General features: G+C 50.0%; 22 protein-coding genes and 1 tRNA gene. 13 read left to right on the plus strand and 10 right to left on the minus strand.

Annotation, left to right across the window (positions count from 1 at the left end):
- Nucleotides 1-87 precede the first annotated feature (87 nt).
- The 3 genes from KK083_RS23285 to KK083_RS23295 all read right to left on the minus strand — a co-directional run bounded on the left by KK083_RS23285 (nucleotide 88) and on the right by KK083_RS23295 (nucleotide 3,060).
- Complete coding sequence (locus tag KK083_RS23285) at nucleotides 88-1,038, minus strand: PorP/SprF family type IX secretion system membrane protein (RefSeq protein ID WP_254168024.1); 951 nt, start codon at nucleotides 1,036-1,038, stop codon at nucleotides 88-90.
- 113 nt (nucleotides 1,039-1,151) lie between these two features.
- Nucleotides 1,152-1,904, minus strand: coding sequence for a uroporphyrinogen-III synthase (locus KK083_RS23290; RefSeq protein ID WP_438834729.1), 753 nt, complete (start codon nucleotides 1,902-1,904; stop codon nucleotides 1,152-1,154).
- Nucleotides 1,905-1,950: 46 nt separating this feature from the next.
- Nucleotides 1,951-3,060, minus strand: coding sequence for a DUF4271 domain-containing protein (locus KK083_RS23295; RefSeq protein WP_254168026.1), 1,110 nt, complete (start codon nucleotides 3,058-3,060; stop codon nucleotides 1,951-1,953).
- Nucleotides 3,061-3,118: 58 nt separating this feature from the next.
- Between KK083_RS23295 and hemW the strand changes: the two genes are divergently transcribed.
- The 5 genes from hemW (at nucleotide 3,119) to KK083_RS23320 (ending at nucleotide 7,389) form a co-directional block, all read left to right on the plus strand.
- A complete protein-coding gene (gene hemW / locus KK083_RS23300; RefSeq protein WP_254168027.1) occupies nucleotides 3,119-4,249 on the plus strand; it encodes a radical SAM family heme chaperone HemW in 1,131 nt (376 codons plus the stop codon).
- Between the two features lie 53 nt (nucleotides 4,250-4,302).
- Nucleotides 4,303-4,671: a hypothetical protein gene (locus tag KK083_RS23305; RefSeq protein ID WP_254168028.1), complete on the plus strand. Its 369-nt coding sequence runs from the start codon at nucleotides 4,303-4,305 to the stop codon at nucleotides 4,669-4,671.
- A gap of 122 nt (nucleotides 4,672-4,793) precedes the next feature.
- Nucleotides 4,794-5,546 (plus strand): LOG family protein, encoded by a 753-nt coding sequence (locus tag KK083_RS23310; RefSeq protein WP_254168029.1) that lies wholly within the window; start codon nucleotides 4,794-4,796, stop codon nucleotides 5,544-5,546.
- The gene (locus KK083_RS23315; RefSeq protein ID WP_254168031.1) at nucleotides 5,546-6,484 is read left to right on the plus strand and encodes a lytic transglycosylase domain-containing protein; all 939 of its coding nucleotides are present in this window, start codon (nucleotides 5,546-5,548) and stop codon (nucleotides 6,482-6,484) included. Before KK083_RS23310 ends, KK083_RS23315 begins: the two co-directional genes overlap by 1 nt.
- 143 nt (nucleotides 6,485-6,627) lie before the next feature.
- Complete coding sequence (locus tag KK083_RS23320) at nucleotides 6,628-7,389, plus strand: creatininase family protein (RefSeq protein ID WP_254168033.1); 762 nt, start codon at nucleotides 6,628-6,630, stop codon at nucleotides 7,387-7,389.
- A gap of 86 nt (nucleotides 7,390-7,475) precedes the next feature.
- Here KK083_RS23320 and KK083_RS23325 read toward each other — a convergent pair whose 3' ends face one another.
- The gene (locus KK083_RS23325) at nucleotides 7,476-8,252 is read right to left on the minus strand and encodes a segregation and condensation protein A (protein ID WP_254168035.1); all 777 of its coding nucleotides are present in this window, start codon (nucleotides 8,250-8,252) and stop codon (nucleotides 7,476-7,478) included.
- Between the two features lie 149 nt (nucleotides 8,253-8,401).
- Between KK083_RS23325 and dxs the strand changes: the two genes are divergently transcribed.
- The 3 genes from dxs (at nucleotide 8,402) to KK083_RS23340 (ending at nucleotide 12,013) form a co-directional block, all read left to right on the plus strand.
- A complete protein-coding gene (gene dxs / locus KK083_RS23330) occupies nucleotides 8,402-10,324 on the plus strand; it encodes a 1-deoxy-D-xylulose-5-phosphate synthase (protein WP_254168037.1) in 1,923 nt (640 codons plus the stop codon).
- The gene (locus KK083_RS23335; RefSeq protein WP_254168039.1) at nucleotides 10,324-11,097 is read left to right on the plus strand and encodes an alpha/beta fold hydrolase; all 774 of its coding nucleotides are present in this window, start codon (nucleotides 10,324-10,326) and stop codon (nucleotides 11,095-11,097) included. The genes dxs and KK083_RS23335 overlap by 1 nt, the downstream gene beginning before the upstream one ends.
- Before the next feature lie 178 nt (nucleotides 11,098-11,275).
- Nucleotides 11,276-12,013, plus strand: coding sequence for a hypothetical protein (locus KK083_RS23340; protein WP_254168041.1), 738 nt, complete (start codon nucleotides 11,276-11,278; stop codon nucleotides 12,011-12,013).
- A gap of 159 nt (nucleotides 12,014-12,172) precedes the next feature.
- On the opposite strand, the gene KK083_RS23345 is transcribed toward KK083_RS23340, so the two are convergent.
- The 4 genes from KK083_RS23345 to KK083_RS23360 form a co-directional block, all read right to left on the minus strand.
- A complete protein-coding gene (locus tag KK083_RS23345) occupies nucleotides 12,173-12,430 on the minus strand; it encodes a hypothetical protein (RefSeq protein WP_262899595.1) in 258 nt (85 codons plus the stop codon).
- A gap of 40 nt (nucleotides 12,431-12,470) precedes the next feature.
- Nucleotides 12,471-13,328 carry a dienelactone hydrolase family protein gene (locus tag KK083_RS23350; RefSeq protein WP_254168043.1) on the minus strand — a complete coding sequence of 286 codons (858 nt, stop codon included), beginning with the start codon at nucleotides 13,326-13,328 and terminating at the stop codon, nucleotides 12,471-12,473.
- Nucleotides 13,329-13,475: 147 nt separating this feature from the next.
- Nucleotides 13,476-13,552 (minus strand) — tRNA-His (locus KK083_RS23355).
- A gap of 50 nt (nucleotides 13,553-13,602) precedes the next feature.
- Entirely contained in the window at nucleotides 13,603-14,940 is a 1,338-nt protein-coding gene (locus tag KK083_RS23360) for a dihydroorotase (RefSeq protein ID WP_254168045.1), read from the minus strand.
- Between the two features lie 21 nt (nucleotides 14,941-14,961).
- Here KK083_RS23360 and KK083_RS23365 point away from each other — a divergent pair, with 21 nt between their 5' ends.
- A complete protein-coding gene (locus KK083_RS23365; RefSeq protein ID WP_254168046.1) occupies nucleotides 14,962-16,221 on the plus strand; it encodes a DEAD/DEAH box helicase in 1,260 nt (419 codons plus the stop codon).
- A 159-nt stretch (nucleotides 16,222-16,380) separates the two neighbouring features.
- Here KK083_RS23365 and rho read toward each other — a convergent pair whose 3' ends face one another.
- Nucleotides 16,381-17,982 (minus strand): transcription termination factor Rho, encoded by a 1,602-nt coding sequence (rho, locus tag KK083_RS23370; protein WP_254168047.1) that lies wholly within the window; start codon nucleotides 17,980-17,982, stop codon nucleotides 16,381-16,383.
- A gap of 289 nt (nucleotides 17,983-18,271) precedes the next feature.
- Here rho and serS point away from each other — a divergent pair, with 289 nt between their 5' ends.
- From serS to KK083_RS23390, 4 genes are all read left to right on the plus strand, one after another.
- Nucleotides 18,272-19,546, plus strand: coding sequence for a serine--tRNA ligase (gene serS / locus KK083_RS23375; protein WP_254168050.1), 1,275 nt, complete (start codon nucleotides 18,272-18,274; stop codon nucleotides 19,544-19,546).
- 142 nt (nucleotides 19,547-19,688) lie between these two features.
- Nucleotides 19,689-21,485: a tetratricopeptide repeat protein gene (locus KK083_RS23380; RefSeq protein ID WP_254168051.1), complete on the plus strand. Its 1,797-nt coding sequence runs from the start codon at nucleotides 19,689-19,691 to the stop codon at nucleotides 21,483-21,485.
- Nucleotides 21,486-21,617: 132 nt separating this feature from the next.
- Complete coding sequence (locus tag KK083_RS23385; RefSeq protein WP_254168053.1) at nucleotides 21,618-24,974, plus strand: choice-of-anchor tandem repeat GloVer-containing protein; 3,357 nt, start codon at nucleotides 21,618-21,620, stop codon at nucleotides 24,972-24,974.
- Nucleotides 24,975-25,006: 32 nt separating this feature from the next.
- Complete coding sequence (locus KK083_RS23390) at nucleotides 25,007-25,441, plus strand: hypothetical protein (RefSeq protein ID WP_254168056.1); 435 nt, start codon at nucleotides 25,007-25,009, stop codon at nucleotides 25,439-25,441.
- 16 nt (nucleotides 25,442-25,457) lie between these two features.
- Here the strand turns inward: KK083_RS23390 and KK083_RS23395 are convergent, their stop codons facing one another.
- On the minus strand, nucleotides 25,458-25,880 hold the full coding sequence (locus tag KK083_RS23395) for a LytR/AlgR family response regulator transcription factor (protein WP_254168058.1): 423 nt from the start codon (nucleotides 25,878-25,880) through the stop codon (nucleotides 25,458-25,460).
- Between the last annotated feature and the right edge of the window lie 105 nt (nucleotides 25,881-25,985).

Genomic DNA, 25,985 nt, shown 5'->3' on the forward strand with positions numbered 1-25,985 from the left:
ACTCGAAAGATAACTTATATAACCTTTATTTTAAAAATTGCTTACCAAATTCCTCAAAATCTTAAAAAAACCAAAACCAGTTGCCGGTTAGTGTCTGTACCTGGGGGTTCGGACGACTTTTTTGCCGCTATTTATTGCCACGGGTAGCTGGTAGCTCAGCAATAATTCGTGCGAAAAATTCTCTTTTGCCTCCTGGTCTTTAACCACTACATCTATAGCATAACCGAATTTCAGCGCTTTGTCTTTCAAAAAGCTATAACCCAACATCACGTTTGCAGCCTCTGATTGTCTAAACGATAAGCCTGCCCACATCTTATCTTTCAAAGTGGCGATCAGGCCCAGATCGAAAGAATATTCCTTGAAGTCAGTTTTTACAAGGACAGTTGGATTCAATTTCAGGTCGAAGTTCACTTCATAGAAATATCCTGCGGTGAAATTCATGTGGTTTTCAAGTGCATTGCGGGCTTCATTGAGACCGAAATCAAACTGGGACTTCAATAAGTGATTTATACCGAAGCCCATGTAATACTTCTCCGAGCGGTAGAACAGGCCAAACCCGAGGTCAGGGCGCACCTGCGATTCTTTTCCGGTGATGATCTGCGGGTCGCCATCCTGTATATAACGGTAATACGTACCGTTGATCGATACAGAATAGATGCCTGCTTTCATGCCGAAGCTGAGCTTGCTGTCTTTGATACCCAGGTGATAGGCAAACATGGCTTGTGCTTCGAGATTGTTTTGCGGACCGAGCTGGTCGTTGACGATATAAGTACCGAAACCACCTCTCACTTTATAGACCGGAGCTGTGAAGCTCACCATCTGTGTGGTGGGTGCACCGCCATCGCCGAAGCTGGATTGATAACCCTGCCACTGGCTGCGATGAATGGCTGTAAGTTGTGTAACGCCCTCTACACCCGCATAGGCAGGAGTTACATACAGATTGTTGAGCATGTACTGGGTGAATTGCGGGTCTTGCTGCGCTTGAACCGATACCCCAGACATGACAATCAGCAGCGTATAAAAAGTACGTTTCAGCATTTAAGATGAAAAAATAGGATTTAAAGTACGTCTATTTTTTCGACACTTTCAACGGGCATGTAATTAAAGTGTAATAAAAGTAACACTTTGCTAAAGTCCAATGTATGAAGAAGTTATTTTATACCGTTTGCCTTCTTGATATATAATTCCAGCGCACCCGTCATAGAGGGGGCATTCGGCAGGGGAGCTTCGATATCAAGTATGAGACCTGCATCCCTGACGGCCTTGGCCGTTGTAGGACCAAACGCAGCAATGCGTGTATTATTTTGCTTAAAATCTGGGAAATTCACAAGTAAGGAATTGATACCGGAAGGACTAAAGAAAGCCAGTATATCGTAAAAGACCTCTTTCAGGTCAGAAAGATCAGAGGCAACGGTGTGATAGATGATCGCTTCCGTATAGTGATAGCCATTGTCTTTCAGAAAATCCGGGATGTCGTTCTTACGGATGTCAGAGCAGGGGAACAGGTACTTCTCGTTCTTGTGCTTCTTGAGGATCTCCAGCAGATCCTGAGCGGTTTTCAGACCTGTGAAGATCTTACGCTTCCTGATCACGATGTACTTCTGAAGATAGTTGGAAGTTTGTTCAGAGATGCAGAAGTATTTCATCTCCGGCGGCATCTCCACCTTCAGCTCCTGGCAGATGTGAAAGAAGTGATCAACCGCATTGCGGCTTGTAAAAATAATGGCCGTATGATTGAGTATCTCTATCTTCTGCTTACGAAACTCCTTCACCGGCACAGGCTCGACCTGAATGAACGGCCTGAAGTCAATTTTCAGATTGAATTTTTCGGCAAGCTTTAAGTAAGGAGAGTTTGCATCAGTTGGGGCCTCTTGGGTTACCAGGATGCTTTTTACCTTACGCATCCTGTCAGTAGCGATTTCACTCATATCAGCACGTAACGTATTCTGGCTATTGGAACAGTACCTCGATTGTAATTAACAATGGGATTATTTCGGTCGCACAAATGTACGAAAATAAATGAAACATAGAGTGCTCGCTTTTGCTGTTAAGTTTCAAAAAAACGATCAGCACCCACGCTGTCATCGTTCCTGTTATCAGTGACAGGAACACCACAAAAAATCCCGGACTCTGACCTCGCAGGATAAAATAAACGAACAGCACAACGCTGGCCACACCAAAAACGATCAGCAACAGCCGCACCCAGTTGAAGAAATGCACCCGCGCCAGTCCACGAAGCCCAAACAACCGCGTCAGGGCAAAGATCAACAATATCTTCGTAAAGAAAACCGCCAGTACAATAGCGCTCATCCTGATCCACTGCCACACTACTGCACCGAAAGTGCGCTCCTGAAAATACAACGGCAGGGCATACTCGTCGGGCAGATGGTGTACCACGATCATCAGATAAAATCCCAGCAGCAGACTGCACGCGATGTAGAACTGTATGTTGGCGCTGCTCGTTAACCGGGCGTTGGGTTGCGCGTCATCTGCTTCACGCAGGGAAAATATTCTGATAACAGAGAAATAATCGGCGGAAAGTTTAGGATTCAGCCGCATGGTGACCAGGAAAAGAATGATGATGATCAATCCCGACAGGATAACGAAGTCTCTGAAGTACGTCGAGGGTTTGAAAATATCGATGGCTGCCGATGCATATTGCTGCCGGGTGATGATGGTGGTCTTCAGATCGCGCGAATTGATGCTGGCCTGGTAAATGGTGACAAAGAACGACGATGCATAATGCGCCCCCGCCAGGCTGTCGAGCCGGAACAACGCCCGGTTCTGGTATTCACCTGAAAGCTTGCCGTTAAAAAAAACAAAGAAGGGCCGCGCCGAAGTTACCGACAAAAAGCCACCTGGAAAATTACCGGCCTCCACGTTAAAATAAACCGTGTTGCCGGGCGATGCGTGGGTTTCCGTCAGCAGCTTGTACGTGCCGCTCTCATATTTCATCCAGGCAGACTGCAGGTCTTTCACCTCAGCAGTTTTCGGCTGGGCAAACAAGGCAGTGAAAGGTAACAGGAGAACAAAAAGCAGCGGCCGGTAAAATTTATTCATGACACAAAACTATACGAATTGGCGTCATTGTTGAAATGGACGTAAGTTTGAATTTATTATGGCAGGAATTTACATCCACATCCCTTTTTGCAAGCAGGCCTGCCATTACTGTGACTTTCATTTTTCCACCAGCACAGCCATCCGCCAGGAGCTTCTCAACGCCATGTCAGACGAGCTCTTGCTTCAGCGACATTACCTTTACGGCGAAAAGGTTGAGACCATCTATTTCGGCGGCGGCACACCGTCATTGCTAGGCGCAGATGAGCTCAATCTGCTGCTGAAACCTGTAAACACATTGTTTACGGTGGCACCCGATGCTGAAGTAACATTGGAAGCCAATCCCGACGACCTTACCCCTTCCAGGCTGGCGGAACTGCGGCAACTTGGCATCAACCGGTTGAGCATCGGCATCCAGTCGTTTCAGGACAGCGTGCTGAAATTCCTGAACCGTGCACACGATGCCACCGCAGCCATGCAGTGCGTTGGGCAGGCGCGGCAGGCAGGCTTTCAGAACATCAGCATTGACCTGATCTATGCCATTCCCGGCCAGGCTGACGAAGCATGGCAGGCCAACATCGATGCCGCACTGAAGCTTGCACCGGAGCACATCTCTTCTTATTCGCTCACCATCGAAGAGAAGACCGCTTTTGGCCGGTGGGCTGCGCAGGGGAAGCTGAAGGCGGCGGATGATGACCTCGCTGCAAAACAACTGGAGATGCTTGTGGCTACGCTCGAGCGCGAAGGTTATGAGCAGTACGAGGTCTCTAACTTTAGCAAACCGGGTTATCAGTCGCGTCATAACAGCAGCTACTGGAAACAGCAGCGTTACCTGGGCATCGGACCCAGCGCCCACTCGTATGACAAGGTGAGCCGGCAGTACAATGTGAGCAATAATCATCAGTATGTGCGGTCGATGAAAGAAGGCAGGATCCCTTTTGAGCGCGAGGTGCTTTCAACAGAAGATCATGTAAACGAATACCTGCTCACCACACTGCGCACACAGTGGGGAAGCGACCTGGAGAAACTGAAACAGGAATACGGCTATGATGTGCTTGGGCAACACGGTGGTCTGATCAATGATCTGCTGGCCAGAAAACTGGCCGTGGTTGAAAGGAATTTTTTAAAGCTCACCCGAACCGGCAGGCTGCTCGCCGACAAGATCTCATCCGATTTATTTTTGATTTCTTAACCGGGTTTATCACGCCATTTTGGTAATTTCCGGCCCCCATTACAAACAACCCCATGAAATCTTCTGAAGAAAAGAAGGTATATATGCTTTTGAAATCGGTGATCTTCCATTACCACGGACTTGACGAGGAAGAAAAGAAAGACCTGGACAAAACATCGGAAGAGCTGGATGCAAAATCAGAGTATACCTGGGCACTGCAGTTTATTTCGGAAGATTATATCACCGCATTTGACCGGGCGAGGGAGTATCTCAACAACATCATCGGCGACTATCCGAAAGACAAACGTATAGAGCTGATCAACATGGTGTGGCAGGCTAATAACCTCAAAGGTTATGTAACTGAGATGGAAGCAACTGCGATGCTCAAACTGGCCAAGGATTGGAACGTACAAAAGGAACTGATCGACCTGGTTCTCAAATGAGGTTTCTAATCAAATAAAATTTCTAATTTCAAACCTGTCTGCCGGTAGGCGGCTTGCTGATCCTGACCGTGCCGCGAAGGTGGTCGATAGGGATCGGAAATTGTTAATCAGGAATATCGCGCATGAAAACCAGAAAGAAAAAATTAGATGAAGACCTGCTGAAAACGGCCCTGGAAGAAGAAAACCGGATCCGTACAGCATTCAAGGATAAGGACTGGGCGGAGATCAAAGGTGCCAACAGCTGGATGATATTCAAGGTGATGTCCGAGTTTGTGGAGGGTATGGAAAAACTTGCCAAGATTGGGCCCTGCGTCACCATTTTCGGTTCCGCCCGCACCAAACCCGGCAATGTTTATTACAAGATGGCAGAGGAGATCGCCTTCAGGCTTGTGCAGCATGGCTACGGTGTGATCACGGGTGGCGGCCCCGGTATTATGGAAGCCGGCAACAAAGGCGCCCACCGTGCGGGTGGCAAGTCCGTTGGTCTCAACATTTTTCTGCCCTTCGAACAGCAGGGCAACATCTATATCGACAAAGACAAGCTCATCACCTTCGATTACTTCTTCGTGAGAAAGGTGATGTTCGTGAAGTATTCGCAGGGTTTTATCGTGATGCCCGGTGGCTTCGGCACGCTGGACGAGCTCACGGAAGCGTTGACGCTTATCCAAACCAAAAAGATCGGACGGTTCCCCATTGTGATGGTGGGAAAAAAATACTGGCATGGACTTGTTGACTGGATCAAAAAAGTGCTGATCAGCGAAAAGATGATCCACGCCCAGGATATGGACCTGTTCAGCGTGGTAGATACACCGGAAGACGCCGTGAAAGTGATTGAAGAGTTCTATTCGAAGTATTTGTTATCGCCTAATTTTTAATGAAACAGCTATCCATTTTTCTGGCGCTCAGCGCCATCATTATTCTATTTGCCTATATTTCCTACAATGAGCTCAGGCATCGTTCCAGTCCGCAGACCATGTCTGACGAGGCTGTGGCAACCCCGGAGTTCAACGTGGAGAGTGGTCCGCTGCCGGCGATATCGTACGATCTTCCCAACAACGTAACGTTTGCGGGCGAGCCGGTTCCCATGGAGCTGCCGGATGTGCGCGAGCGGCTAGACAAAGAGTTGCAGATCAACATCTACCTCCACAGCAATACCATCTTCCTTATCAAACGCGCCAACCGCTGGCTGCCACAGATGCAGGAGATCTTGAGAGCGCATGGCATTCCCGATGATTTCAAATACCTGCCCCTGATCGAAAGCAACCTGCTGAACGTGGTCTCTCCTGCCGAAGCGGTGGGCTACTGGCAGATCCTCAAAACCTCGGGACAGGAGTTCGGACTTGAGATCACCAACGAAGTAGACGAGCGCTACAATCCCCTGAAAGCAACGGAGGCGGCATGCAAATACCTGAAGCAGGCATACCGCAAATTCGGCAACTGGACTCTGGTGGCGGCATCGTATAACCGCGGCATGGGCGGCATTGAACGCGCCATCGAGAACCAGCGGGAGAAGTCCTACTATGATCTTTTTCTCAACGAAGAGACCTCGCGTTACGTGTTCCGCATCATCGCCATCAAAGAGATCGTAGAGAACCCGGTGCGTTACGGTTTCAAAATAAATCCGAAGCATTACTACGACGAAGAGCCGCTGGAATATGTAGAGGTGACCGAAACAGTGAAGAGCCTGGTAGACTTTGCCAAACATCACGGCACCAATTACAAGCTGATCAAACGCCACAACCCATGGCTGCGCGATGAGAAGCTGACGGTGAAGAAAGGCAGGAGGTATAAGATTGCGTTACCGGGAAAATAGTTCGATTCAAGGGGCGAGATACGAAGTACGTGGGAATCTCGTTCTTCGTACCTCGTATTTCGTACCTGGATTTGTAGTTTGCCTCAATAAATTCGTACTTCGTACCTCGTATCCCGATAGCTATCGGGACGTACCTAAAAACCATGCGTCCATACATACTTGCCGAGAATAACTGGAAGACTGTAAAAGAAACAGCCTATACGTTGGCTGTGCTTCCCTGGGGGGCTACGGAAGCCCACAACTATCATTTGCCTTACGGAACAGATATCGTGGAAGCTGAGCAGGTGGCTGCGGAGGCTGCCAGGATCTCGTGGGAGGCGGGTAACAAAGTGGTGGTGCTGCCTTGCATTCCCTTTGGAGTAAACACGGGGCAGTTCGATGTGAAGCTCGATATGAACATGAATCCCAGCACACAACTTGCCGTGCTGCGCGATGTGGTGGACGTGCTGAACCGCCAGGGCATCTACAAGCTGGTGATCCTCAACAGCCACGGTGGCAACGACTTCAAGACCATGATCCGGGAGCTGGGGCTGCAGTATCCGAAAATGTTTCTCTGCAGCTGCAACTGGTATCAGGCTGTTGATCAGAAACAGTACTTCGAAAATAAAGACGACCATGCAGGCGAAATGGAAACCAGTGTGATGATGCACCTCACGCCTCACCTGGTAAGACCTCTGTCAGAGGCAGGCGATGGTGCTGCCAAAAAATTCCGCATCACTGCCATTCGCGAAGGATGGGCGTGGTCTGAGCGCAAGTGGCTGCAGGTAACAAAAGATACGGGCGTGGGCGATCCGCGCAAAGCGTCAGCGGAAAAAGGGCAACGTTACTTCAAGGCTGTGACTGAAAAAGTAGCCGCCTTTTTTACAGAAGTAGCCCAGGCTGACAACAACGACCTCTACGCTTAATCAGTAATCGGTATTCGGTGATGAGTAATCGGTTTTGAGCGTTCGTACTGTCTGTGTTGTTCTGTACACAGTTTACCGGTTACTGATTACTGGTTACCGTTCACCGCTTCCCCGGCGGGTTCATGTTTGGTGACCCAGAAGTTATTGTAACCTTCGCCGATCTGGATGCTGATCTGCTGCAATGCAAGCATTTCAAGGATGGCGAGAAAATTAAAGATCAATCCGATGCGCGTGGGGAATGTCTGGAGCAGCTCCATGAATGAAAGCCGCTGACGTTTGTTGACCTCATCTACCACATATTTTTTCTGACCTTCTACCGTATACGGGTATTGGATTACCTGGTGCACGGGTTTGTTCTTCTCGGCCTCGAAACGTTTCATCACTTTTTCAAACACCGTCATCAATTTGAAGATGGTCACATCCTGAAGCTCGGCCTCCACGTTTGTGCTTTCGGCCAGTGCCTTCAGCTCCTTCATCAGGTTGCCGCGCTTCTCTTTCATCAGCTCGGTCTCTTCCATTTTGTGGAAGACATCCACCACCGATTTGTATTTCTTGTACTCCAGCAGGTGTTTCACAAGCTCTTCGCGCGGGTCTATCTCATTGCCCTGCTCATCGAGCTGTGGTCTTGGCAGCAGCATTTTCGATTTGATGCGCATGAGGGTAGCCGCCACAAGAATGAATTCGCTGGCCACCTCGATATTCAGGGTTTCCATATGATGGACATAATCCAGGAAGTCGTTGGTGATCTTCGCAATGGGAATATCGTAGATATCAAGCTCGTCGCGCTCGATAAAAAACAACAAAAGGTCAAAAGGGCCCTCAAAAAGTGGCAGTTTTACCTCAAAATTCTCTTGTGACGTCATAGGGAGGCACAAATTTATTTATAATACTTCAAAATCCTTGTTGAAGGCAGAAATAAGTAATTTTGCGGGTTTGGGAGAAGGTTGGAAGCTGTTGATGAAACACTTACATTGATTTACTGTTTATATTTATACACAAAGCATATACGGCCATGCTCATTACCCCGGGTAAACTTTTAGCGCAGATCAACAGTCCTGACGATGTTAAAAAGCTTGATCAGGTGCAGCTTGTTCAGCTTTGCGACGAGCTGCGTCAGTTCATCATAGACAATGTGTCTGTTTACGGAGGCCATTTTGGGGCAAGCCTGGGGGTGGTAGAGCTCACCGTAGCCCTTCATTACGTTTTTAACACACCCCATGACCAGCTGGTATGGGATGTGGGTCACCAGGCGTACGGCCATAAGATCCTCACCGGTCGCAAGGAAACTTTTCACACCAACCGCATCTACGGGGGCCTTTCCGGTTTCCCTAAAATGAAAGAGAGCCCATATGACGCTTTCGGCGTAGGCCACTCATCCACGTCTGTTTCCGCGGCGCTGGGTATGGCGGCAGCCTCCAAGTATTTAGGTCAGGACCGGCAGCACATTGCAGTGATCGGCGACGGAGCCCTCACTGGCGGCATCGCTTTCGAAGGAATGAACCATGCCGGTGTTTCAGACACCAACGTGCTCATCATTCTCAACGACAACTGCATGTCTATCGATCCCAACGTTGGGGCGTTGAAAGATTATCTCACAGACATCACTACTTCCAGAACGTACAACAAACTGAAAGACGACGTGTGGAAGCTGCTGGGCAAACTTTCTGCTTTCGGCAAAAGTGCCCAGGAAATTGTCTCCAAAGTTGAGAACGGTATCAAGTCGACATTGTTAAGCCAAAGCAACTTTTTCGAGTCGCTCAACCTTCGCTATTTCGGGCCTGTAGACGGGCATGATGTGGACCATCTGACGATGATCCTGAATGACCTGAAGAACATCAAGGGTCCTAAAATACTGCACTGCGTTACCATCAAGGGAAAGGGTTATGGCCCTGCGGAAAAAGGCAACGCCACCACCTGGCACGCACCGGGCACTTTTGACAAGATCTCCGGTGAGATCCACAAAAAAACACACGACACACCGCAGGCTCCGAAATACCAGGATGTTTTTGGCCACACGCTCGTGGAGCTGGCGAGGAAGAACGACAAAATTATCGGCATCACGCCGGCCATGCCTTCCGGATCATCCATGAACATCATGATGAAGGAAATGCCCGACCGCGCTTTCGATGTGGGTATTGCCGAACAGCATGCCGTAACGTTTTCGGCGGGACTTGCCACCCAGGGGCTGATACCATTCTGCAACATCTACAGCTCATTCATGCAGCGTGCTTACGACCAGGTGATCCACGACGTTTGCATCCAGAACCTTCCGGTGAATTTTTGTCTCGACAGGGCCGGGTTCGCCGGTGCCGATGGTCCCACACACCATGGCGCCTATGACCTCGCTTACTTCCGTTGCATTCCCAATATGATCGTGGCTGCGCCGATGAACGAATCGGAGCTGCGCAACCTGATGTATACTGCTCAATTGCCGAGAAAAGAAAAGGCGTTCTCGATCCGCTATCCGCGCGGGCAGGGTATGATGCCCGACTGGCGCACACCGTTTGAAGAGATCCGGATCGGCACGGGCAGGAAGTTGCGCGACGGCGACGACCTCGCCATCCTCACCATTGGCCATATCGGAAATTATGCCACCGAGGTTTGCGAGCGATTACTGAAAAAGAATGTGGAGATCGCCCACTACGATATGCGTTTTGTGAAACCGCTCGATGAAGACCTGCTTCATGAAATATTCACACGGTACAAAAAAGTGATCACCGTAGAGGATGGCTGCATCCAGGGAGGATTCGGCACGGCGGTGCTGGAGTTCATGGCCGACCACAACTATACGGCTGAGGTAAGACGCCTGGGCATCCCTGACCGGGTGGTGGAACATGGCGAGCAGATCGAGCTGCACCAGGAGTGCGGGTTCGATCCCGATGGCATTGAAAGAACCGTGACCGAGCTGATGGAATCCGTCTCCCGCACAGTATAATGACCGATCTTTTTTTTCAGGAACGCGGAAACGGAGCGCCGCTGATCCTGCTCCACGGTTTTCCCCTGCACCGGGGCATGTGGGACAGCTTCGCTGAAAAATTGTCAGCACAATTCAAGGTTTTTACGATCGACCTCCCGGGTTTCGGCAAAAGCCCGGGCCTGAAATCACCCTTTTCCATAGCGGATGTTGCCGATCATGTGTTAGCATGGGTGCGATCTAAAAATTTAGATAAAAGTGTGCTCATCGGTCATTCCATGGGCGGCTATGTTTCGTTAGCAATGGCCGAAAAAGCGCCCACACTTTTTAACGGATTAGTGCTCTTTCATTCGACAGCGTATGCAGATTCTGCAGAAAAAAGAGAGTCGCGCAATAAAGTGCTTGATTTCATAGACAAAAAAGGGGTGACGGCGTTCACCTCCAATTTCATAGCACCGTTGTTCGTCAATCAACAGCACCCTGCCATTGCTACGGTGCGGTCTATTTCCATGGAGGCCGATGCTGCCGCGGTGAAGGGATACACGCAGGCCATGCGCGACCGCCCCGACAGACTGGAAGTGTTGACGACTTTCCCCAAGCCCATTCTTTTCCTGGCAGGTGAAAAAGACGCGGGCATCAGCGTGCAATCCGTACAGGAACAGGCCGCCCGCTCGCCTCGGATTGAGCGTTATATTTTGTCGAATGTGGCGCACATGGGCATGTTCGAAAACGAAAAAAAATCGCTTGAAATAATCCGATCTTTTCTTGAAAAAATTACAGTTACCAAGTCATGAACGATGGTATTAAATCCCCTGAATTCAGCATCGTGAACAGAACGCTGTTTTTACTTTAGCAGAAGAAATATTAAATTGTATTCCGGTTTTTATCGGAGATTCCTGCAGGCAACTGTAGGTAAAGTAAAAACAGCACTATATATTTGCTACAGTGGACAAAAAATAACCTACCAATATCATGGAAGAAATATACGCACCGTGGAATGCAATGGCTAAGAATATCGCCTATGGAGCTTGGGCGATTGCCGTGTTGATCGTGATTGGTCACATAATCAGGCTGGCAACGATGAGTGATGCAAAAACCAAGTATGATTTTATCAACAAGAGTGAGATCATGACATTGTGGGTGGCATCCATAATCCTGATCATCGGGTGCTGCTTTTTTGCGAACTCAAATGTTAGCGAATTGAATGCCCTTTGGATTTTTGTCCGCGTTTTCACCACCGTTTCAATGGGTATGATCGTAGCACTGATCGTTCAGAACCTGCTGAAATTCTACTATCCTTTCTTTATCGAAAAAAGATTGAAGGCCCTTCGCTATAAGCCCAGGATTTCTCCGAAAACAGGCAAGGCTATGAAGCTGTTGAGCGAAGATGAAGAAGATGCTTACCTGGATGAAGGTATGCAAGCTGAAGAAAATGTATTCTCCATCGACTACGACGTATGGAAAGATGAAGAAACCGGCTACGTTAAAATTGAAAAATATTCCGGCCACCTGCATGCGCTGCAGTGCCCTGAGTGCAACTACCAAACTTTCAAAGTGGTAAGGGAAGAGATCCTGAAAGCACCTGCGGCTGGCGTGGAAGGCGAATTGCTGAAACACTTCCAGTGCGGCTACTGTGGTTACAAAGCCAAGAAGACCGTAATTCTGAAAATGTCTCAGAAATTCGAAGAATCAACTGCTGCAACCGCGTAAGAAACATCTTACATGATGATATGAAAGCCTGGCCAACGCCGGGCTTTTTCTATTGAATGCATTTTCCGCAGATTGCGCAGAATCACGCAGATGAATGCAAGGCTCTGATCTGCGCCGATCAGCGAGATCTGCGGGAAGCCTCTTGAGCAGAACCGCGCCTTATGAAAGAATGTCGATCGGAAGTTTGATCTGGTCGGAATAGAATTTCATTCTTGAATGCGTGGTGTCCAGCGGCACGATCTTTTCTATGCTGGCCATCTTGTGGTTGACGAACACTTCGAGGTAGAAATTCCCGAGGAGGTAGAGGTTCACTTTGTACGCGTAGTAACGAATGGCCATGACGAACGTGCCATTCTCATAGAGCATGCTGATCTTCTTGTCAAGCGACAACTTCGTAAACTCCCTCCGCGTAATCATTCAGAAACTTATTGAAAAAATAGTGCCTCGTCAATATCGGTTATTTCAAGTTTTTATTAAATAATTCCATTGCCCTGCTCCACGCAAGCTTCGCGGCAGCCTCATTGTATCGTGTCGGCGCCGTGTCATTATGAAACGCATGCTGCGCACCTTCGTACATAAAAAGCTCGTATTTTTTTCCGGCTTTTTTCAGCGCTTCTTCATACGCGGCGATGCCCGCATTCACACGTTCGTCCTGTGCCGCATAATGCAGCTGCAGCATTGCCTTGATCTTCGGAACGTCAGCGGCATCGGGCTGGCGGCCATAAAAAGGTACTGCTACTTTGAGATCAGGAACGTTGACGGCAAGGTTATTGGCCATCGCTCCTCCCCAACAAAATCCGATGCAACCAAATTTTCCGTTGCAGTCTTTGCGCGTTTTCAGGTAGTCGAATGCCTTTGCAAAATTCGAGATCGTTTTCGCCGCATCGAGCTGCTGAAACATACCCCGCGCCTTGTCTTCATCGGTGGGTGTGCCGCCGAGTGGTGAAAGTGCGTCGGGTGCCAGGGCCATAAAGCCTTCCAGCGCTGCCCTGCGTGTAACGTCTTCTATATGCGGGTTAAGGCCGCGGTTCTCATGGATCACCACCACAGCACCGTATTTAGCATCGCCCCTGGGCCGCGCCAGATACGCCTTCATTTCTGTGCCGTCGCCTGGGTACGTAATGCGTTCGGTTATGATCCGGTCATCCTGTGAAGAAACTGTTTGGGCATTGGCATAGTTCACTTCCAGCAGCGGAAGAACCGCCATGGCCGCCGCCGCGCTGCCGGTGAGCCTGATAAGCTTGCCGATGAATTCTTCCCGCGAAAGCGGCTTGTGCGTGTACTCATCAAAAAGATTGATAATGCGCTGATCCATAAAAGGGGTGTTTGTTGGTGTTTGTCACCGGAGTTAAACATTTCTGCCGTAAAACGGAAACAGCGCCCGGAGCTGAGGCTTAAAAATACTTTGACCGGGGAACGCCAGGTGTGAAAAACAAAAAAAGCCTCCGAAAAGAGGCTTTTTTGGGGTGAAAGACGGGACTCGAACCCGCGACCCTCAGAATCACAATCTGATGCTCTAACCAACTGAGCTACATCCACCGTTTGGAAGCGCAAATTTAGATAGTCCCCCGAAAATACCAAAGCAATTGTTACTTATCGCGATTAAAGAGCAGTCTTTGCCCCTTCCGCGATTCATCAAACTTGCCCTGTTCATACACCAAATGCCCCGAAACCAGGGTATGTGTCACATTTGAGCTGAACGTGGTATTCTCCAGCGGCGACCACCCGCATTTGGCCAGAATATTGGATTTTTCAACTTTCCAGGATTTTTTCAGGTCTACCAGCACCAGGTCGGCAAAGTATCCTTCGCGGATAAATCCCCTGCCCGATACCTGGAAAAGAATGGCCGGATTGTGCGCCATCTTCTGCACGATCTTTTCGAGGCCGATCTTGCCCTGATGATAAAACTCGAGCATGGCCACCAGGCTGTGCTGGATGAGCGGCCCGCCGGAAGGTGCCTTGAAGTAGGTGTTCTGCTTTTCATCCCACGTATGCGGCGCATGGTCTGTAGCCACCACGTCGATGCGGTCGTCTAACAAAGCGGCAAATACGCTTGCCTGATCCTGTGCTGTTTTGATGGCCGGATTCCACTTGATGAGATTGCCGAGCCGTTTGTAATCCGTATCGTTGAACCACAGGTGATGAACACATGCTTCGGCTGTGATCTTTTTCTTTTCGAGTGGGATGGTGTTATCGAACAATGAGGTCTCGCGGGCTGTAGAGATGTGTAGGATGTGAAATTTGGTGCCGTGCTTCCGGGCCAGGTCGATGGCCATTGAAGAAGAGAGATAACATGCTTCGGCGCTTCTGATCTGCGGATGGCATTCGATGGGAACATCTTCGCCGTAACGCTCCTTGTATTCCTGCAGGTTCTTTCTGATGGTGGGCTCATGCTCACAGTGCGCGGCAATGAGCGCGGGGAAACGCGAGAAGAAACCTTCGATGGTCTTTTCATCATCTACCAGCAGGTTGCCAGTGGATGAACCCATAAAGATCTTGAGGCCGCACACCTTCCGGAGATCGGTCTTCATCACCTCATCGAGGTTGTCATTCGAAGCGCCGATGTAGAACGAATAGTTGGCGAGCGATGTCTGTGAAGCGATGTTGTATTTGTCTTCCAACAACTGCTGCGTAAAGGTGGGAGGATTGGTGTTGGGCATCTCCATAAAGGTTGTGACGCCGCCGGCCACTGCTGCACGCGATTCAGAATAAATGGTAGCCTTGTGGGTAAGGCCGGGTTCCCGGAAATGCACCTGGTCGTCGATGACACCCGGCATCAGGAATTTGCCTTTGGCGTCGATGACCTTATCGGCCTGCTGTGAAGAAACTTTTCCCACCTGCTCAATAAGCTGGTCTTTAATCAGCACATCACCTTCAAAGACCTTGCCTTCATTGACTATATTTGCGTTAGTGATCAGAATTTTCATTGCCGCTAAATTAAATGTAAAGTGTCAGCTATCCCTTCTTTTGAAAACTTTAATCTTAACCGGCAGCTTCTGAACGCTGTTGCCGACGCCGGCTTCAGCACACCAACTGAAATTCAGCAGAAAGCGATCCCGCTGATCCTGGGTGGCCAGGAGGTGATCGGCATCGCCCAAACGGGAACGGGCAAAACAGCAGCATACCTGCTTCCGGTGCTCATGAAAGTGAAGTATGCACAAGGCACCGACCCGCGTGTGCTGATCCTGGCACCCACCAAGGAGCTTACGTTGCAGATCGCCGATCATGCCCGCCAGCTTACCAAATATACCGACCTGCGCGTGCTGCCCATCTATGGTGGCATCGGTCCAAAAGCGCAGACCGAAGCCATCAGCCAGGGCGTGGACATCCTCATTGCCACACCGGGAAGGTTTATGGAGATCTACCTCAAGGGAGACCTGCCCACCAAGCTGATCAAAACCCTGGTTCTCGACGAGGCTGACCGCATGATGGACATGGGCTTTATGCCGCAGCTGCGGAAGATCTTTGAAGTGATCCCTGGTAAACGACAGAACCTTTTGTTCTCCGCCACCTTCTCAGAGCGCATCGAAAGACTCTCGTTGGAATTCCTGGAGTTCCCCGTGAAGATCGAGGTGACACCACAAGCCACCACCGCCTCGCAGGTTGAGCAGGAGCTTTACCTGGTGCCCAACCTCAAGACCAAGATCAACTTTCTCGAATACTTGCTGAAGCAGGAAGAATTCAACCGGGTGATGATCTTCACCAGGACCAAAGAAGTTGCCGACAACGTGTTCAAGTATCTTGAGCGAAAAGGACTCGGACCGGTGCGTGTCATTCACTCCAACAAAGGACAGAACAGCCGCATCAACGCCGTGAACGAATTCAAGGAGGGTGATCTCAAGGTGCTGGTGTCTACAGATGTTACAGCGCGTGGTATCGACGTAACCAAAGTCTCGCATGTGATCAACTTCGACGTACCGATCTTATACGAAGACTATGTGCACCGCATCGGCAGAACAGGCAGGGCTTTCCAGGAAGGCAAGGCGATCACGTTCGTAACGAAAGCGGAAGCGTACCACATCGAGAAGATCGAAAAACTGATCCGTGAAAAGATCCCGGTGAAACAAATGCCGCGTGAAGTTGAGATCGCAGAAACTCCCTTCGAAGAAGCACAGGAAATGGCGAGGGAGATTGACAGGCAGAAACGGAAAGAGGATCCCGAATTTAAGGGGGCGTTTCATGAGAGGAAGAATAGTAGTCAGAAGTAAGGAGCCAGGAGTCAGAAGGGGAAAGTCTTCGATCGACTGGTGGGCTCACGTACTTCGCATATCCTTCCCGATAGCTGTCGGGATCGTACCTTAGGGAGATAGAAATAAAAAAAACGCAGCTTCGAGGGCTGCGTTTTTTATTAGTAAGACAATAAAGTTTTATCCGTTCATGGACAGGAGGAACTCTTCGTTGTTGCGGGTTCCTTTCATTTTGCTTAACAAGAATTCCATGGCTTCGTTGGAGTTCATGTCGCTCATAAATTTGCGCAGGATCCATACGCGCTGGAGCTCTTCTTCTCTCATGAGCAGGTCTTCCCTTCTGGTACCTGAAGCAGGTACGTCGATGGCAGGGTAAACGCGCTTGTTGGAGAGCTTGCGGTCGAGCTGGAGTTCCATGTTACCGGTTCCTTTGAATTCTTCGAAGATCACTTCGTCCATCTTAGAGCCGGTGTCGATAAGGGCTGTAGCGATGATGGTAAGCGATCCGCCACCTTCAACGTTACGGGCTGCACCGAAGAAACGTTTAGGCTTATGCAGGGCGTTAGCATCCACACCACCGGAAAGGATCTTACCGGAAGAGGGCACAACGGTGTTGTAAGCGCGGGCGAGGCGTGTGATGGAATCCAGGAGGATCACCACGTCATGGCCACACTCCACCATACGTTTTGCTTTTTCGAGCACGATGCTTGAAACTTTCACGTGGCGCTCGGCTTGCTCATCGAACGTAGAGGCGATCACCTCAGCTTTTACGCTGCGGGCCATATCGGTAACCTCCTCGGGACGTTCATCGATCAGCAATACGATCAGGTAAACTTCGGGGTGGTTCTCAGCGATAGCGTTGGCGATCTGTTTCAACAGTACCGTTTTACCGGTCTTGGGCTGTGCCACGATCATACCCCGTTGTCCTTTACCGATGGGCGCGAACAGGTCGAGGATACGCGTAGACATGTTGTCGGGCGTGGTGCTCAGCCTGAGCTTCTCATCGGGGAACAGGGGTGTCAGGTATTCGAAGGCAACGCGGTCGCGGATCTCTTCAGTAGTCTTTCCGTTGACGGATTCTACTTTGAGCAGCGCGAAATATTTCTCGCCTTCTTTGGGAGGACGGATGAGGCCTTTTACGGTATCGCCTGTTTTCAGACCGAATAACTTGATCTGCGAAGGAGATACATAGATATCGTCGGGGCTAGCCAGGTAGTTGTAATCAGACGAGCGGAGGAATCCGTAGCCGTCTTGCATGATCTCGAGTGCACCTTCGTTGCTGATGGCGCCATCAAAGTCGCGGATATTGGGACGCGGCTGCTGCGGGCCTCTCTCTTCACCACGCTGTTCTCTGCGTGAGTCTTCCTGAGCGCCTTCGCGTTCGTTTCTGTCTTCGTATGAATCGCGCTCGCGATCTTTCCTGGGCTGTTTCTCCTCGAATGATTCTTTATCTTCATCGAACTTAGCCACTGAGTTGTCGAAGTCAAGGTTGATGGAGTCAAGCAATTCTTCAGACGACAGTTCTGTTTCTGCTTTGGGGGCAGCGGCAGGGGCTACGTTCTCACGTCTACGGGGGCGCATCTTACGTTCGGGCTCTGCTTCGGGGGCAGCTGTTTTCTTGGAGGCGGGAGCTGCATCATCTGATGATACAGCCTGCTGATCGAGGATCTTGTAAACCAAGTCTTGTTTGGAAAGCTTTTTGGCATTTTTAATACCCATCCCCTCAGCGATCTCTTTCAGTTCAGAAAGAAGTCTGACGTTCAGATCATCAATAGTATACATGCGATTTTAGAAAAAAATTGAAATTGTGTGTTTGTATAAGTTGTGAAGTTGTTCTATTCAGAATAGTCCTGAAATTGGCATCAATACGGAAAGTCAGTGTTGAAGTAAAAAAATCGAAAGCAAAATACCGGATTTATATTCAGAGGGCTTGAGATAAAGCCGAATGATGATGCAATTATAGGCTAAAATTTAACATTATCAAACCATTAAAAATATTTTATTCCGGCATCAATAACACAGGCATTCCAAAAAAATTAATTTTGGAATCCATTCTATAAACAATAAAAATATGCTCCAGGTTTCCGTGCTCCGGGAAGATAAGGATAAGGTTATCAACGGATTAAAAAAGAGAAGGTTAAAGAACATCGAAGCAACGCTGGAAAGCATATTGTCGCTTGACCAAAAGCGGCGCCAGACTCAGCAGCAGCATGACAGTTTTCTGGCAGAGAGCAATACACTCGCCAAAGAGATCGGCGCGTTGATGAAAGGCGGCCAGAAAGAGCAAGCGGAAAAGATCAAGGCACGTACAGCCGAGCTGAAAAGATCCATCGCAGACCTGGCAACAGATCTCAGCAAAACTGAAGAAGAGCTTCAAAAACTTCTCTACTCCGTGCCCAACGTACCGCATGAGCGAGTGCCCGACGGCGGCGGTCCTGACGACAACCTGAAAGTGCATGAGTGGGGAACGATACCCCAGCTCGGCAGCGATGCCGTTCCACACTGGGACCTCATCAAAAAATACGACATCATCGACTTCGAGCTCGGCAACAAGATCTCCGGTGCGGGGTTCCCCGTGTACAAGGGCAAAGGTGCCAAGCTGCAGCGTGCGCTGATCAACTTCTTTTTGAACGAAGCAGAAAAGCAGGGATACAAGGAAATTCAACCGCCCATTGTGGTAAACGAAGCCTCCGGTTACGGCACAGGGCAACTTCCCGACAAGGAAGGCCAGATGTACCACATCACCGAAGATGGCCTGTACCTGATCCCTACAGCGGAAGTGCCCATCACCAACCTGTACCGCGATGTGATTCTCAGCGACGCAGACCTTCCTGTGAAGAACGCCGGGTTCACGCCGTGTTTCAGAAGAGAGGCCGGCAGCTGGGGGGCGCACGTACGGGGGCTGAACAGGCTGCACCAGTTCGATAAAGTTGAGATCGTTCAGATCAGGAAGCCGGAAGAATCATACCAGACGTTGGATGAAATGTGCGCCTACGTTCAAAGCCTGCTCGAGAAGCTCGAGCTTCCTTACCGGAAGCTGCTGCTCTGCGGAGGCGACATGGGCGTAAACTCCGCCATGACCTTCGATATGGAAGTATATGCCGCCGCCCAGCAACGATGGCTGGAAGTGAGCTCTGTGAGCAACTTCGAGACCTTCCAGGCCAACCGTTTGAAGCTGCGTTACAAGAGCAAAGAAGGCAAGACCCAACTGCTGCACACGCTCAATGGAAGCGCCCTCGCTTTGCCCCGGATCGTGGCAGGCATCCTCGAAAACAACCAGACGAAAGATGGCATCCGCATCCCCAAAGTGCTGGTGCCGTATACGGGATTTGAGATGATAAATTAGTCCACCCTAGTCGTCGGACCACTGCGCACAGAGCAGCGCGCCGGGCAGTGGTCTGACGACTATTTTAAAAAGGGGAAAAAGTTTCTTACTTTTTCATGCTTAATGATTCCCGCAAGACAGCAGGGATCAGAAATCCCCCAGCATGCGGTTTTGTTTTTGTACCCTCTTAGCCTTCGTAGTCGTTCCAGTTATTTTACGGGCACAACCTGTTCCGGCTGACAGCCTTGAATCGCGCAGCTTTCCTTCCGATACAGCGAAGATCAACTACTGGATCAAGTGGATCTCCAAAAACACGAAGACGAATACACAACGGGCGCTGGATCTTTCTACAACTGGTCTTTCATTGGCCAGGAAAGCTGAGTACCGGCACGGTGAAGCGAAGCTCTTACGTCTCAAAGGGCTTTGCAGCTTGTTCCTCAACGACCACACTGCTTACCTCACCTACGCAGACAGCAGCGCGGTATTGCTCAAGCAGCTCGGCATGTGGGAGCTTGCCGTTACCAATGAAATGAACCTGGGCAGTGTGAACACGGGAACGCTCGGAAATTACGGTGAGGGTTTTCGCCACTATAAGGAAGCATTGGAGATCGCCAAAAAAAATGGCATCGAGTCGCAGGTTCCCAATGCGATGGCAGGTATGGCAGGCATTTATCTCGATCTGAAAGAGCTTGACAAGGCGCTGAAGCAATATCTGCTGGCGATGGAATTCAATGGCGAATGGAAAGACCGGAATGCGCCCGCCATCATGCGGCAAAGTGTGGGCGAGATCTATCTTAAAACCGACAAGCTCGACAGCGCAGCGCATTACCTGAACGACGCGCTCAGGATCTTCACCATCAACGAGAATAAAGGCGGTGAAGTGAGTGTGCTCACCGACCTGAGCGAGCTTGCCCGCAAACAGGGCCAGCTCAAAACAGCGCTTGACTACGACCTGCGGGCACTGGAGCTCAGCAAGCAATTCAGTTATAAAAGGCCCCTGATCTATTGTTATGAGTCGCTCGGCAAAACGTATTGGGCATTGCATGAACCCAAAAAGAGCCGGGATTATTTTTTACCGGCATTAAAAATGTCGGAGGAGCTGAACATGAAAGACGATATCGCGGAATCGGCTTCCTTTCTTGCCATGATCGAAGAAGCCGAAAAGAACTACGATGCATCGTTGCACTACCTGAAGCTGAGCCGTATTTATTCAGACAGTGTGTTGAACGAAGAGAAGAACCGGCAGCTGGCATGGCTTGCAACACATTTCGAGACGGAGAAAAAAAGTCAGGAGATCGAAATACTGACGAAAGACAATACGCTGAAACGCGCGTACCTGGTTTCTTCCGGAGTAGGCACGGTGCTGTTGTTAACGGTGGGGATACTGATATTCAACCGGAGAAACCTGAAGAATAAAAAACAGCTCGAGATCGCCAGGATGAACAGTGAGATGATCGACAGGAAACGGGAGCTGGCGGAAACCGAGCTCAGGGCCAGGCAAGCTGAAGAGCTCAGGCTGCGGGCCGACCTTGAATTCAAGAACAAGGAGCTGATGACCCATGCCCTTCACCTCATCCAGAAGAATGAAACGCTCATCACACTGAAATCCAAATTCGTTGAGATCAGAAAATCATTACCTGATACCCTTGCCGGAAGGCTCAATCCGCTGAACAACCTTGTGAGAATGAGCCTGAACATGGATAAGGACTGGGATGGATTCCGTCTTCATTTTGAAAAAGTGAACAACGGTTTTTTTGAAAAGATCCAGTCGCAATATCCTTCGCTCAGCGCCAAAGACCTTAAGCTTTGCGCGCTAATGAAACTGAATCTCGAAACAAAAGAGATCGCTTCCATCCTCGATATCTCGCCTGAAAGTGTGAAGGTAGCGCGGCACCGGTTGCGCAAAAAATTCGACCTGCCCACAGATCAAAGCCTGCACGCGTTTCTTCGTTCACTTTGATAGCCACGGTTGAAACCCGTGGCCATACATTCACACAGTTATTCAAGCCATTCATCCTCAGCGGTGTAACCTACGCTCACTCCGGCAGATAAGCTCATGTTTTGGCAGTTTCTTCGAAAGAAAAATACAATCATGAGTTTATTTACCAGGATTCTAATTGTTGTTGCCGCGTTGCTCTTTTTCCGGCCGGGTGCGCAGGGGCAGCAACTTTTTATAGCGAAAAACAGCTCAGGCGGACTTAATAACGGGGGGCTGATCTTCAGCTTCAAGTCAGATGGCACGGCCTACACCAAGTTGATAGACGCCGCTAATGGATCGCTTCTTTTCAAAGGGATGACCCAGGGGCCTGATGGTTACCTGTACGGGGCTTCTAACAGTGGTCTGGGCAACGACGGCTACATCTTCAAGATGAAGGCCAACGGATCGGCTTTCTCCATCATCAAGACATTTCAGTCTAACGTAGACAATGCGGCGAGTATGAATTTCAAACCGCTCATCGTCGGCGACAAGATGTACGGTGTCTCTTACTATGGCGGCGACAACGGTCGGGGTACTTTATTCTCCATGAAGCTCGACGGAACAGCATTAACAGTGCTTTTCAGCTTCCCGGCGGCGAATGGCCAACCTTATGGTCAACTCTTAGACGGCAATGATGGGTATTTTTATGGAAGGATCTACGGTGCACAGGGGATCTTCAGGATCAGGCCTGACGGCACCGGCTTCTCGGTGCTTCATACGTTTACAACAGGTGGTAACACCGATGGATATGGTGGCGCAGGTGATATCGTTTTTGGTCTCGACGGTTTTCTGTACGGTGTAGAAATTTTCGGAGGCACCAATGAAACCGGCAACGGCAACGCGGGCGCGATCTGGCGGTTGAGCCGCGATGGTACTGTTTACAACTATTACAGTATGGGCGGCGCGAATGCAGCCACCATGGGTGCAGAATCACTGGGAGGCCTGATGGCGGCCAGCAATGGCAACATTTACGGCGTGGCCAAAGGAGGAAGCAACGGCAACGGCATGATCTTCAAGATCACGGCAGGAACCAGCCCGCAGATCAGCAAAGTGGTGGATTTCCCAACTACCTTTGGCATGCCTTCCAGCACGCTCACAGAATATAACGGTTTATTGTGGGGATTAGGCATGCAGTCTAACACTGGCAATGGCTGTGTGTTCAGCGTGAGCATGCCCAACCAGACTCTTACCAAGATACTCGATCTGAACACCACTACCGGAAGCTGGGACAGGGATGCAATCGTAGCGGTTGACGCCTCAAAGGCATACCAAGATCTTACTTTTCAACCCGTGTCGGCGCATAGCCTGGGCGATGGGCCATTCAATGTGACGGTCACAGGTCCATCGGGAGGGTCCACCATTGTGATCACCAGCTCCAATACAAACGTGGCCACCGTCAGCGGCAACACGGTTACGATTGTAGGAACAGGAACCTGTACGCTCACAGCAAACGCGGCGGCCAACGGAAGCTACTTCCAGGCGACACCTGTTTCTCAAACTTTAACGGTGAACAAAGGATCACAAACCATTTCGTTCGCTGCCATCACCGGGAAAAAATATGGCGATGCAGCGTTTGATCCGGGTGCCACTTCCAGCGCTGCGCTGGCGGTAACGTATCAATCTTCCGATCCTTCCATCCTTTCAATCTCAGGCAGCGCCGCTACCATTCACAAAGCAGGAACGGTTACGCTCACGGCAAAACAGGCGGGCAATGCATCTTACCTGGCTGCCACTGACGCCACGCAGCAAGTGACCATCGGCAAGGCAACGCTGAATGTAACAGCGAACGCCGCCAGCAGAACCTATGGCGCTTCAGAGCCCACGTTCACATTAAGCTACTCCGGTTTCATCGGCAGTGACAATGCTTCTGTGATCGATACAAAACCAGTAGCTGAACCCGATGCCACTGCGCTGAGCTGGCCCGGCACTTATGATATAACTGTTTCGGGAGGGACTGATAACAACTACAGCTTCAATTATTCACCAGGTACCCTCACCATCACGCAGGCAACGCTGACGGCGAAACCGAACGACGTATCGAGGGAATATGGCGCAGACAATCCTGCTTTTACACTTTCGTACACCGGGTTCGTGAATAATGAAGTTCCTTCCGACCTCAACGTAATGCCTATACCTGATACCGATGTGCTCGCGACCGCTACAAGTCCTGTAGGAAACTATACGATCAGGGCTTTCGGCGCGCAAGCTGGCTCCGACCCCCGGTACACGATCGTGAATGGAACGGGCATCCTCACCATCACAAAAGCTTCTCAGTCCATCGCTTTTGGATCACTGGATCCGAAGCTGGTGAGTGATGCTCCTTTTCAATTGCAGGCCACAGCATCGTCGGGGCTCGATGTAACCTTCACCAGCTCCAACACAAGTGTCGCCACGGTTACTGGTAATACAGTTACCATTGTGGGCGCCGGTAGCACGAACATCGTTGCCAGCCAGGCAGGGAACGGAAATTACAACGCCGCTGCAGATGCCACACAACCACTGACCGTGAACAAGCTGACCCAGACCATTAACTTCGGAGCACTGGCATCCAAAACCTATAAAGATGCAGCTTTCACGATAAGCGCAGCGGCATCGTCAGGGCTGCCCGTTCATTTCACGAGCAGTAACAACGGTGTCGCCACTGTATCCGGCAATACGATCACCATCACCGGCGCGGGTACAGTTACCATCAGCGCTGTTCAGGATGGCAACGCCACATATAAAGCTGCAACACAGGAGCAGACACTGGTAGTAAACAAAGCAAGCCAGACCATTTCGTTCGCTGCCATTTCAGATAAAGCACTGGGAGACGCTTTCTCCATCACTGCGACATCTTCTTCAGGCCTGCCCGTAACCATAACACCTTCTCTGAACAGGGCTACTGTTTCGGGCAGCCAGGTGACTCTTACAAGCGCTGGAAGGATCACGCTGAAAGCCACGCAAGCCGGCGATGCCAACTACCTGGCTGCTGCGCCCGTGGAAAGAAGCTTCTGCGTGAAGCCTGCAAAACCAGTGATCCGCCCGTCGTTCACCGACACTGAAGCTCCTGTGCTTACTTCGAGCAATGCATCGGGCAACCAGTGGTACGTAGGCGGCACTTCCATCGCGGGAGCTACCAACCAGGACCTGAAAGTATCGAAGGCTGGCATCTACAAAGTGATCACCACCATAGATGACTGCGCGAGCGAATTCTCGGATGACTTTGCCATTGTCGTCACCGGCATCGAAGAAAGCCGACACACTGAGATCAGCCTGTATCCCAACCCCGTTATGGATCATCTTACCGTATCAGGACTGCCGGCAAAAGCGGAGTTGCAAATGACATCGGCGCTCGGCATCCGGCAACACTTTGCTGTAGAGGTGCTCAACGGCTTGCATGTGGTTCACACGGCGCACCTGGCATCGGGTCTCTACATTTTACAGATCTATGACAACCACAGCCTGAAGCAGATCAAGTTTGAGAAGAAGTAACAAACAGATCCATCATCAAAATCACAAAGGAAATGAAAATGAAAATAAAAAATACCAGCCTGGCATCCGTCCTCTGCCTGACATTCATAATGCTCTTCACGGCGTGCAGCGAAGAAGAACCTGCGCCCAGTGATGCTGTGTTGTCGAAGCTGAAAAGCAAAACATGGAACGTCAGCAGCGTACAGGTAGACGGTGTGGACCAGACCACTTTATTTGCGGGCATGACGCTTACGTTCACCGTGAAAGATTACCAGGTAAATCCCGCGAATGCGATCTGGCCCGCCAGCGGCACGTGGCAGTTCACCGACAAGGAAGGCACCGTAATAACACGGAATGACGGACTGGAGATAACGGTGGCCGAGATCACGGAGAGCTCCCTGAAGCTGTCGCTGCAATGGAGTAAAAATACTTTCGGCGCGGGACGCATCGCATCCGTTAGTGGCCAACACCTGTTCACATTCAATTGAAGTTAGTTTGACGTGGTTAGATCAGTAACAGCCTTTCTTCCAGGTGAGCCTTTACAAAACGGCTTATCGGAAGATTGGCCTGATCAGCCATAACAAGATTACCCCGTCCTGCCCTGCTGTATTCCACCACCTGATCTAGATTTACCAGGTGCGATTTATGGATGCGAAAGAAATTATAACCCCGAAGTGTTTCTTCTATACTTTTTAATGTGCGGGTGATCAGGTACTGTTTCTGATGGCTGTACAGTACGGTGTAATTGCTTTCGGACCTGAACCGGATGATGTCCTGGATCTCGATAAAATAGAATCCATTCAATGAAGGGAGCCCGATCCTGAGAACCTGTCCCTTACTGCTCCCGGGTACTGACACCACGGCAGTCATTTTTTTCTGGAACCGGGTGGCGCTGGCTGAAGACGTATTCCCTTTTATAATCATCATTCAATATTAGCAAACGATTGGATGCGATCATGCGCGGCGGCCGTCCGGATATTCTAATCTAAATGCTTATACATCAACACATTACGCCTATCTGTTAACGATATG

Source organism: Chryseosolibacter histidinae (assembly GCF_018598225.1).
GTDB lineage: Bacteria > Bacteroidota > Bacteroidia > Cytophagales > Cyclobacteriaceae > Chryseosolibacter > Chryseosolibacter histidini.